Origin of the sequence: Micromonospora sp. DT62 (assembly GCF_049847285.1) — a bacterium.
Classification (GTDB): Bacteria; Actinomycetota; Actinomycetes; order Mycobacteriales; family Micromonosporaceae; genus Micromonospora; species Micromonospora reichwaldensis.
The window spans coordinates 83763-93251 of record NZ_JBNCOB010000029.1 but is presented as its reverse complement, the minus strand read 5'-3'; the positions used below and the strand labels follow the sequence as shown (position 1 = coordinate 93251).

The following is a 9489-nucleotide window of genomic DNA, read 5'->3' as shown; positions in this document are numbered from 1 at the left end:
CCCCCCCCCCCCCCCCCCCCCCCCCCCCCCCCCCCCCCCCCCCCCCCCCCCCCCCCCCCCCCCCCCCCCCCCCCCCGGCTGCCGGACGAGGGGCGGCCCGGGGCGGTCGCGGCCGGCGGGCGACCCCGGCGAGAGCCTCAGCGGGCGGGCGTTGAGGCCGCCATGTGCATCCGGCCGAGCAGCTGACGCGCCTGCTCGGCGAACTGCGCGTCCACGAGCACGGCGTACTGGCCGGCGCGCAGCGAGCTGGCCGAGGTGAAGTCGCGCCGCCCGCCGGTCATCGCGTGCGCGACCGCGCCGAACACCGCTCCCCAGATCGCGCCGACGAGGAGCCCGACCAGGATCGCCGCGACCCAGTTGCCGGCGGTGAAGATGCCGAACAGCAGCCCGATGAAGAGTCCGAACCAGGCGCCCGTGCCGGCACCAGCCAGGGCCGCCCGCCCCGTCGTCATCCGGCCGAGCACGGTCTCGACCAGGGTGAGGTTCGTGCCGACGATGGCGCTGTGTTCGACCGGGAACCGGTTGTCCGCCAGGTAGTCGACGACCCGCTGGGCGGACGGATAGTCCGGATACGACCCGATCGTCACGGTGGGCGGACCGGTCTGTGGGCCGTGCCCGTCGTGACCGGGGCCGCTCGGGCGGCCGGCCGGACCGGACGGGAGGGTGTCGCCGCCCGGCATCCCGGGCCGCCATGCCGAGGTGGGACTCGACGGTGTGGTCATGAGTTCCTCCTTCGTCACCGCCCGCGTTCCCGCCGCCGTCGCGAGGTAACGCTCAGCGGGCGTCGGCACGCAGGTACGTGGCGGTGGCCTCGTCGGCGGGGAAGAAGGACTCGATGGAGAGCTCCTCGACCGTCACGTCCAGCGGGGTGCCGAAGGTCGAGACGGTGCTGAGGAAGGCCAGCTCGCCGCCCGGGTGACGCAGTCGCAGGGGCACGACGACGTCCCCGGCGCGGGGCAGGCCCGCGTCCGGTTCGACCGGTCCGCCCGGGTAGCCGCGCAGCTCGTCGTGCAGCGCGCCCAGCTCGGGATCGTCGGTCAGCCCCAGGTGCCGGCGCAGCCGCCCGAGCAGGTGGGCCCGCCACTCGCCGAGGTTGGCGATCCGGGGCGCCATGCCCTCGGGGTGCAGCGTCAGCCGCAGCGCGTTGGCCGGCGGCCGGAGCAGGTGCGCGGCGACGCCCTCCGTGAGCAGCGGCAGGGTGGCGTTGCCGGTCACCAGGTTCCAGCGCCGGTCCACCGCGACGGCCGGGTACGGCTCGTGCGCCCGCAGCACCCGGCGTACCGCGTCGAGGACCCGTCGCAGCTCGGGGGAGTCCAGCGGGGCGTGGGAGTAGACGGGGGCGTACCCGGCGGCCAGCAGCAGCCGGTTGCGGTCGCGCAGCGGCACGTCGAGGTGCTCGGCCAACCGCAGGACCATCTCCCGGCTCGGCGCGGAGCGCCCGGTCTCCACGAAGCTCAGGTGCCGGGTGGAGATCTCCGCCCCGACCGCGAGGGCGAGCTGGCTGAGCCCGCGCCGCCTGCGCCACTGCCGCAGCAGCGCCCCGACCGGCGCCCGCCGCTCCTGCACCGCCACGGCCACGCCCACGCGCCGATTCTAGGCCGCGCCGCCACGGCAACGCCCACGCGCCGATTCTAGGCCGCGTCGCACGGGACGGCCCCGGGCCTCGCCCGCCCCGTGCGGGACGGGCGAGGCGCGGTGGTCAGGAGCAGGCGGTGCCGTTGAGGGTGAACCCGGTCGGGGTGGGCAGGGCGCCGCCCGGCCAGGTGCCCTGGAACCCGAGCGAGACCGTGCCGCCCGTGGGCAGGCCGGCGTTCCAGGCGGCGTTGCGCACGGTGATCCGGTCGCCCGACTGGGTCCAGTCGCCGTTCCAGCCGTTGGTCAGCCGGACCCCGGCGCCGGGGGCGAACGTGAGGGTCCAGCCGGTGAGCGCGGCGCCGTGGTTGGTCACCCGCAGCTCGGCGGTGAAGCCGCCGGACCACGAGTTCGGGGTGTACGACACCGTGCAGCCGCCGGTCGGCGGGGGAGTGCTCGGCGGGGGCGTCGTGGGCGGGGCGGTGGTCGGGGGCGCCGTCGTGGGCGGGGCCGTGGTCGGCGGGGCGGTGGTGGGGGCAGGGCCGGCGGCCAGGGCCAGGTCGTACGCCCGCTGCGGCACGAACTGGCCGGCCGGCGCGATGCAGCCGTCGGCCTCGCCGGGCAGCTTCACCCACAGGTACGCGTCGATGGCGGAGTCGCCGGTGGCGGTGGTGCTCGGGGTGCCGATGGCCCGCCCGGCCGGGTCGCACCACTCGGCGCCGGCCGGCCCGTTGCCGTTGCGGCTGGTGTCGACGACCGCCTTGAGCCGGGACACCCCGGTCGCCGCGATCACGGCCTTGGCGTAGGCGACCTCGTCGGCGGTGCGCCGGTAGTTGGAGACGTTGAGCGAGATGCCGTCCGCGCTGTTGGCGACGTCCGCGCCGAGCAGCCGGGAGGCGGCCTCGCCGGGGGCGAGCCACCCGGAGTGCCCGATGTCGAAGTAGACCCTCGCGGCGGCCGAGCCCGCCTTGAGCTTCTTGCCGGCGTACGCCATGGAGGCCTTCGTCTCGGCCTGCTGGGCCGCGTTCTGGCAGCTGGTCATCAGCGGCAGCACGTCGGGTTCCAGGACGATGGTCGCCGGCCGCCCGGCCAGGCCGGCCGCGACCTGGTCGACCCACTGCCGGTACGTGGCGTGGTCGGGGGCGCCGCCGCCGCTCGCGCCGCTGCAGTCCCGGTTCGGGATGTTGTAGACGACCAGGATCGGCACCTTGCCGGCGGCCGCCGCCGCGCCGACCAGGGCGTCGACCTCGGACCGTACGGTCGAGGTGTTGGTCCGGGTGAACCACCGGCCCTGGGGAACGTTCGCGATCCGGCCGGAGATCACGGCGGCCCGGGGGTCGCCGGGGTTGGCGGCGACCCAGGCCGCCGCGGCGGTCGCCGGGTCGACGTAGAACGCCGAGTCGGCGGCGACCGCGGCGGGTGCGCGGACGATGCCGACGGTGACGGTGGCGGCGACGGTGAGCGCCGCCGCGGCGCTCAGCGCGGCGAGTGCGGGTCTGCTTCTCACGGGATCTCCAATTCCATCGAGGAGCACCGCTGGAAGCGCTCCCATGCATCGCCGTCAAACTACGTGCTGATTGCGGCGATGTGAAGGGTCCGCGTCGAGGTCGCGACTTTTTGGGGCGTCGGGCCGGCGTGCCGACCACCAGCGCGCGGCCCGCGGGAGAATGGCGGGATGCGTCTGGTGATCACCGCCGACACCCACGTGCCGAAGCGGGCCCGGGACCTGCCGGAGCCCCTCTGGGCGGCGGTCGACGCCGCCGACGTGGTGCTGCACGCGGGGGACTGGGTCGACGAGGCGCTGCTGGACGCCCTCGCCGCCCGGGCCCGCCGCCTCGTCGGGGTGTACGGCAACAACGACGGGCCGGCGCTGCGCGCCCGGCTGCCGGAGGTCGCCCGGGTGGAACTCGACGGGCTACGGGTCGCCGTCGTGCACGAGACCGGCCCGAAGGCCGGGCGGGAGAGCCGCTGCGCGGCCCGCTTCCCCGACACCGACGTGCTGGTCTTCGGCCACTCGCACATCCCCTGGGACACCCTCGCCCCGGACGGCCTGCGGCTGCTCAACCCCGGCTCGCCCACCGACCGGCGGGCCCAGCCGTACGCCACGTACCTGACGGCGCGGGTGGCGGCGGGACGGCTCGACGAGGTCGAACTGCACCGCCTGCCACCGCGCCGCCCGCCCGGTCACTGACCGCGGCCGGTCTCCTCCTGGAGTTGGTCGATCCGCTTGGAGGCCTCGGCCTTCGTCAGGCCCTCCGGCGGCTCCTCGCCCGCCTCCCGGGCCAGGGTCGCCAGGTAGGACTCCTGGGCGGCGGTCGGCGGCTCCTCGCCGGTGACCCACTCGTCCGGGTCCTTGATGGCGCCCTGCGGGTTGGCCTGGCTGCTGCTGCGGTCCGTCATGGTCTCCACCTTCCTTCGAACAGACGTGCCAATACCCCGTGCGGCGCCGAACCATGCCGCCCTGAGGCGCGTCCTACGCCCGGACGCGCCGGGCGTGTCTCCGGCCGTCCGGGCGACGCGGGCGCGCATACGATCACCGGATGACGGCGGCGCAGCGGGCGGGCGTGGTGGTGGTCGGCGCGGGCATCGCCGGAGTGGCCTGCGCGACGGAACTGGCCCGCGCCGGCATCCCGGTGGAGATCCGCGAGCGCGCCCGGGTGGCCGGCGGCCGGATGGCCAGCCGCCGCTTCGACGGCCGGCCGGCCGACACCGGCGCCGCCTACTTCACGGTCAGCGATCCGGACTTCGCCGAGGTGGCCGAGGGATGGCGCTCGGCCGGCCTGGCCCGCGAGTGGACCGACACCTTCGTCGCGTACGGCGCCGACGGCCGGCGTGCGGCGCCCGGCCCGATGCGCTGGGCGGCGACCCGGGGGCTGCGGACGCTGGTGGAGCACCTGGCCCGGGAACTGCCGGTGACCGTGGACCGGCTCGTGCTCGGCGTCGCGCCCGGGCCGGTGGTGGACGGGCGGCCCTGCGAGGCGGTGGCGCTCGCCATGCCGGGGCCGCAGGCGGCCCTGCTGCTCGACCCGGCCCTGGCCGCCGCCACCCGGGCCACGCAGGTCCAACGCTGGTCGCCGTCCCTGGCCGGGGTGCTGCGCTTCCCGGCCCGCCGGTGGGCCACCTTCCGGGGCGCCTTCGTCAACGACCACCCGCTGCTGAACCTCGTCTGCGACGACGGCGACCGCCGCGGCGACGACGCGCCGGTGCTGGTCGCCCACACCACGCCCGAGTTCGCCGCCGGCCACCTCGCCCAGCCCTCCGGGGCCGGCCGGGCGATCGAGGAGGCCGTCCGGGACCTGCTGGGGCTGCCCGAAGCAGCGGAGCACGTGCACGTGCACCGCTGGACTTACGCGAAGCCCACCGCCGGCCCCGGCGGGACGTACCACCTCGACGCCGACGGCGTCGGGCTGGCCGGTGACGCCTTCGGCGCACCCCGGGTGCAGAGCGCCTGGCTCTCCGGTCGCGACCTCGGCCGTGCCCTCGTCACCCGCCTGGGCGGAGGGTGAGGAAGCGGCCCCTCCGCACACCGGCGGGCCGGGCGGTCAACCCCCGGTGGTGACGGGCTCGCCGGCGTGGCGGCGTTCGGACGGGTCGGACGTGCGTTCCCCCGCCCGGTCCAGCAACTGCATCACCGGGGTCGCCGCGATGCCGTGCACCACCACCGACACGATCACCACGAGGCCGACGGTCGCCCAGATCAGGTCCGCCTGGGGGAAGTCGGTCTTCGCGGTCGCGTACGCGATGTAGAAGAACGAGCCGACGCCCCGGATGCCGAACAGGGCGATCACCCAGTGCTCGGCCGGTCGGCCGGGCGCCCCCCGCAGCGACAACCAGCCGAGCAGCGGGCGGAGCACGAAGACCAGCGCCAGGCCGACCGCGGCGGCCGGCCAGGTCAGCGGGCCCAGCAGGCCACCCACCACGGCGCCGCCGAAGAGCAGCAGCAACAGCACGGTGAGCAGCCGCTCCACCTGCTCGGCGAAGTCGTGCAGCACGGAGTGGAACTCATGGGTGCGTTCGGCGGCCCGGATCGCCCGCGCGGCCACGAAGACCGCCAGGAAGCCGTACCCGCTGACGACCTCCACCAGCCCGTACGCCAGGAAGGTCGCGGCCAGCGCGAGGAAGCCCTCCGAGTGCCGGGCCAGCCGCAGCTTGCTCGGGGCCCGGAAGAAGAGCTTGCCGAGCAGCCACCCGACCAGCCACCCGCCCGCCACCCCGGCCGCGACCTTCCAGAGCACGTCCACGCCGAGCCAGTGGCCCAGCCAGTCGCCGGGGGCGAGGCTGGTGGTGGCGATGGCGATGGCCGCGTACACGAAGGGGAAGGCCAGCCCGTCGTTCAGCCCGGCCTCGGAGGTGAGGGCGAAGCGGACCTCGTCCTCGGAGTCCTCGACGTCGGTGGGCTCGCCGACCTGCACGTCGGCGGCGAGCACCGGATCGGTCGGGGCGAGGGCCGCCCCCAGCAGCAACGCGGCGGCCGGCACCAGCCCGGCCCACCACCAGCCGAGCAGCGCCACCGCCACGATGCACAGCGGCATGGCGATGGCCAACAGCCGCCAGGTCGACGACCAGCGGGCCCAGCTCAACGGCCGGTCGATCTTCAGCCCGGCACCCATCAGCGCGACGATGACGCCGATCTCGGTGAGGTGGGTGGCGATCTGCGGGTGCGCGAGCGGGTCCGGATTCGGCAGCCCGACGGGGAGGACGAAGACCAGCATGCCCAGCCCGAGGAAGGCGATCGGCATGGACAGTGGTCGACGTTCGAGCACGCGGGGCAGGATCCCCGCCAGCAGCGCGCCCAGACCGACCACCGCGAACGCCACGTCCATCGGCTCCACGACCCCACCTCTCCGCCTCGCCCACGGCGTGCGGGCAGGTGGTGCAAGTCCTTGCCCCCGGAAGACTTCTCGTATTCCTCTTCGGAGCGACGGAGCTGGCGCCGGTCACCCCGCCCGGGTGACCGGCGAGTCGTCGAGGGTGGCGAGCAGCGCGGCGGGGTCCTCGTAGACGGCCACCGCACCGGCCCCGGCCAGCTCGCCCCGGCCGGTGCCGCCGCAGGTCAGACCGACGCAGGGGATGTCCAGCTCGCCGGCGGCGGCGACGTCCCACACCGAGTCACCGACGAAGACCACGAGTTCGGCGGCGAGCCCGGACTGCTCCAGCGCGGCGACCAGGATGTCCGGCGCCGGCTTGCTCTCCCGCGCGTCCGCCGAGCTGGTGATCGTGTGGATCACGTCGTCGGCGGCCAGCGCCCGGCGCAGCGCGACCACCTCGTGCTCGGCGGCGGAGGTCGCCAGCACCACCCGCAGTCCCCGCTCCGCGCAGGCGCGCAGCAGGTCGGCGGCGCGGGGCAGCGGGACCAGCCGCTCCCAGTACTCGGCGAAGAGGGTGTCGTGGGCGGCGCGCAGCTTCTGGTCCGCGCTCCGGTCGCGCTCCGGGCCGAGCAGGTGGTCGAGCAGCTTGTCCGAGCCCATCCCGATGGCGCGGTGGATCGTCGCCATGGGTACGGGCCGGTCGGTCTGGCGCAGCGCCTCCCACCAGCTCACGGTGTGCAGGTAGGTGGTGTCGACCAGGGTGCCGTCCACGTCGAAGAGGACGCCGGTGGGCTTGTCGGTGGGCATACGGTCCTCCTACCCCGTCCGGCCGGGCTGACGCCACCGCTCACGCGGGCGGGATCAGGATCTCGAACCAGACCGTCGAGCCGCGTACGGTCGGGTCCGTCCCCCACGCGTCGCTCAGCTCCTCGATCAGCCCCAGTCCCCGGCCCCGGCTGCTGAGCGTGTCGGTCTGCGCGCGGGTCACCGTGCCCCGGGTGCCCGAGTCGGCGACCGACACCAGCAGCCGCTCCGGGCTGAGGTCGATCTCCACCCGGGCGGCCGTGCCCGCGTGCAGCAGGGCGTTGGTGGTCAGCTCGCTGGTGCAGAGCACCGCCGCGCCGATGATCGACTCGGGCACCTGCCACTCCGTGAGCTGCGCGGTCATCCAGTGCCGTACCCGGCTCGGCGCGGTCGGCTCGGCCGGCACCTCCATGCCCGTCGACCTTGACGGCCGCAGCGCGTGCTCCACCGCCAGCACCGCGACGTCGTCCTCGGTGGCGCCGGGCACCGCCGCGATGGCCACCGCGCACAACGCGCGGGGGTCGCCGCTGCCCGCGCCGGCCACGGCGACGGCCAGGGCGTCCAGGCCGGTCGTCAGGTCCTGCCAGCGCCGCTCCACCACACCGTCGCTGAACAGCAGCAGCGTGTCGCCGGGGGCGAAGGGCACCGTGACGGTGCGCGGCCGGCAGCCCAGGCCCAGCGGGGCGCCAGCGGGCACGTCGAGGTACTCGGCGACCGGGGCGCCGTCCGGGGCACACCGGCGGATCAGCGGCGCGGGGTGACCGGCGCTGGCCAGGGTGAGCCGCTGCCAGTCGGCGTCGACGACCCCGAAGACCACCGTCACGAACAACTCGTGCGTGTCGCCCTCGGCGCCCAGGCTGGTCACCAACCGGTCGAGCCCGGCCAGCACGGCGTCGGGGCGGGGGTCGGTCAGCGCCAGCGCCCGCAGCGCCGCGCGGACCTGACCCATCCGGGCCGCGGCCTGCACGTCGTGGCCGGCGACGTCGCCGAGCACGATCCCCAGGCCGCCGTCGGGCAGCAGGAAGGCGTCGTAGAAGTCCCCACCGGCGGCGTTGCCGTCGACGCCCGGGTCGTAGCGGGCGGCGATCCGCATCCGGGGCAGGTCGGGCAGGTGCTCCGGCAGCATGCTGCGTTGCAGCAGCTGGGCGGTGCCGTGCTGGGTCTCGAACCGGCGGGCCCGCTCGGCGGCCTGACCGACCAGCTCGGCCGAGGCGGCCAGCAGCGCCCGTCGGGCGGCCGACCAGACGTGCGGGACCTGGTAGCCGACCGTCAGCCCGCCGCGCACCACCGAGGCCCGCAGCGGCACCGCCGCGAGCGAGCGGACCTTCTGGTCGTGCCGGTCCACCGCGATCTCCCGCAGCGGCTGGCCGTCGTCGACGAAGTGCGGCACGCCGCTGCGGGCGACGGTCACCACCGGCCCCAGCCCGTCCGGCGGGACGCGCCGCCACAGCGGGGGGAGGCGCTCGTCGGCCTCGTCCATCAGCTCGCCGCGGATGCGTCGGACCATCCGCCAGCCGCCGCCGCCCTCGTCGACGGCGAACGAGACCCGGTCGGCGTCGAACGCCGTGATCGTGTAGCGCAGCGCGACCCGGGCCACGTCGTCCAGGGTCAGGGTGCCGGCGAGCGCCGCGGCGAAGTCGCTGAGGCTCTGCAACTGCTGGGTGACCTGGGTGGTCTCCGCGGCCACGGTCAGCACGCCGACGATCCGCCCGGCGCTGTCGCGCACGGGGGAGTAGCCCCGGGTGAAGACCGACTGCTCGACCAGGCCGGGACGGCGGTGCAGCGGAAGCGTGGTCTCCTTCTCCAGGAACGGCTCCCCGGAGCGGTAGGTGTGCGCGATGGCGTCCCCGACGCCGGGCAGCGGCCAGGACTCCGCGAACACCTGGGCCGCCGGCCGGCCCACCGCGTCGGGGTGCCGGTCGCCGATCAGCTCCGCGTACGCGTCGTTGTAGACGAGCAGGTGCTCGTCGCCCAGGGTGAGGGCCATCGGTACGGGCGAGGCGAGGAGCAGTTCGGTGGCGGCCCGGACCGCCGGGTCCCACGTCCGCCACGCACCGAGCGGGGTGCCACCCCAGTCGTGGCGCGGGACGGCGGCCGCCATGCCCGACGCGGTGGGTGTTCCCGAGACCGGGGCTGGTGGGTTCGGGACCCGTCCGACCGTTCCTGGCATGAGCGCAGCCTAGCCGGAGGGTCCGTCGGCTGTTTCCGATCATGCCCTGCGCGTCGCCGGGGCCGGACGTTCGGGCAGGTCAGGGCCATTCTGCGGTGACATGTCGGGAAAAACTCGGGGACCGGGACGGCGTGC

9 protein-coding genes are annotated in these 9489 nt (G+C 75.6%); 2 read left to right on the top strand and 7 right to left on the bottom strand.

Annotated elements, in window-relative coordinates; translation table 11 throughout:
• Positions 1 to 137: 137 nt before the first annotated feature.
• The 3 genes from ACPXCB_RS27725 to ACPXCB_RS27715 all read right to left on the bottom strand — a co-directional run bounded on the left by ACPXCB_RS27725 (position 138) and on the right by ACPXCB_RS27715 (position 3079).
• Positions 138 to 722: a general stress protein gene (locus ACPXCB_RS27725; RefSeq protein WP_425878741.1), complete on the bottom strand. Its 585-nt coding sequence runs from the start codon at positions 720 to 722 to the stop codon at positions 138 to 140.
• Positions 723 to 774: 52 nt separating this feature from the next.
• Positions 775 to 1584 (bottom strand): helix-turn-helix domain-containing protein, encoded by an 810-nt coding sequence (locus tag ACPXCB_RS27720; protein ID WP_425878740.1) that lies wholly within the window; start codon positions 1582 to 1584, stop codon positions 775 to 777.
• A gap of 115 nt (positions 1585 to 1699) precedes the next feature.
• Positions 1700 to 3079 (bottom strand): glycoside hydrolase family 6 protein, encoded by a 1380-nt coding sequence (locus ACPXCB_RS27715; protein ID WP_425878738.1) that lies wholly within the window; start codon positions 3077 to 3079, stop codon positions 1700 to 1702.
• Positions 3080 to 3247: 168 nt separating this feature from the next.
• Here ACPXCB_RS27715 and ACPXCB_RS27710 point away from each other — a divergent pair, with 168 nt between their 5' ends.
• Positions 3248 to 3763: a metallophosphoesterase family protein gene (locus ACPXCB_RS27710; RefSeq protein WP_425878736.1), complete on the top strand. Its 516-nt coding sequence runs from the start codon at positions 3248 to 3250 to the stop codon at positions 3761 to 3763.
• Here the strand turns inward: ACPXCB_RS27710 and ACPXCB_RS27705 are convergent.
• The gene (locus ACPXCB_RS27705) at positions 3757 to 3972 is read right to left on the bottom strand and encodes a DUF3072 domain-containing protein (RefSeq protein WP_132235944.1); all 216 of its coding nucleotides are present in this window, start codon (positions 3970 to 3972) and stop codon (positions 3757 to 3759) included. The genes ACPXCB_RS27710 and ACPXCB_RS27705 overlap by 7 nt on opposite strands.
• 164 nt (positions 3973 to 4136) lie before the next feature.
• Between ACPXCB_RS27705 and ACPXCB_RS27700 the strand changes: the two genes are divergently transcribed.
• A complete protein-coding gene (locus ACPXCB_RS27700) occupies positions 4137 to 5078 on the top strand; it encodes an NAD(P)/FAD-dependent oxidoreductase (RefSeq protein ID WP_425878748.1) in 942 nt (313 codons plus the stop codon).
• Positions 5079 to 5114: 36 nt separating this feature from the next.
• On the opposite strand, the gene ACPXCB_RS27695 is transcribed toward ACPXCB_RS27700, so the two are convergent.
• The 3 genes from ACPXCB_RS27695 to ACPXCB_RS27685 form a co-directional block, all read right to left on the bottom strand.
• Positions 5115 to 6404 carry a cation:proton antiporter gene (locus tag ACPXCB_RS27695; protein ID WP_425878734.1) on the bottom strand — a complete coding sequence of 430 codons (1290 nt, stop codon included), beginning with the start codon at positions 6402 to 6404 and terminating at the stop codon, positions 5115 to 5117.
• Between the two features lie 105 nt (positions 6405 to 6509).
• Positions 6510 to 7187, bottom strand: coding sequence for an HAD family hydrolase (locus tag ACPXCB_RS27690; protein WP_425878732.1), 678 nt, complete (start codon positions 7185 to 7187; stop codon positions 6510 to 6512).
• Between the two features lie 40 nt (positions 7188 to 7227).
• Positions 7228 to 9354 (bottom strand): SpoIIE family protein phosphatase, encoded by a 2127-nt coding sequence (locus ACPXCB_RS27685; protein WP_425878730.1) that lies wholly within the window; start codon positions 9352 to 9354, stop codon positions 7228 to 7230.
• Positions 9355 to 9489 lie beyond the last annotated feature (135 nt).